Raw genomic sequence first — 545 nt, 5'->3', positions numbered from 1 at the left:
CTGCCGGTGGCCAAGCATGGCAACCGCGCGCTGTCGTCGCGCTCGGGCGCGGCCGACGTGCTCGCCTCGCTCGGCGTCAAGATCGACCTCAGGCCCGAGCAGGTCGGACACTGTGTGCGCGAATGCGGCATCGGCTTCATGTTCGCCCCCGCCCACCATCCCGCCATGAAGAACGTCGGTCCGACCCGGGTCGAGCTTGCAACACGCACGATCTTCAATCTGCTCGGTCCCCTGTCCAACCCAGCCGGCGTCAAACGGCAGATGGTCGGCGTATTCTCGCGGCAATGGGTGCAGCCGCTGGCGCAGGTGCTCAAGAACCTCGGCTCCGAATCCGCCTGGGTGGTGCACGGCTCCGATGGCCTCGACGAGATCACCCTCACCGGCCCGACCTTCGTCTCCGCACTCCACAATGGCGAGATCCGGAATTTCGAGGTGACGCCCGAGGACGCCGGCCTGCCGCGCTGCGAGGCCGGTGCGCTCAAGGGCGGTGACGCCGACGCCAATGCGGTCGCACTGCAAAGTGTGCTCGACGGCAAGCCGAGCCC

General features: G+C 67.9%; 1 protein-coding gene. It reads left to right on the top strand.

What is annotated here, in order from left to right; translation table 11 throughout:
- Window positions 1–545, top strand: a 545-nt coding sequence (gene trpD, locus MOV75_RS41350) for an anthranilate phosphoribosyltransferase (RefSeq protein WP_247008657.1), incomplete at both ends; no start/stop codon positions are given.

Source organism: Bradyrhizobium sp. PRIMUS42, from assembly GCF_023006515.1.
Classification (GTDB): domain Bacteria; phylum Pseudomonadota; class Alphaproteobacteria; order Rhizobiales; family Xanthobacteraceae; genus Bradyrhizobium.
The sequence above is the reverse complement of the archived record's forward strand: the minus strand, read 5'-3'. Positions and strand labels throughout refer to the sequence as shown.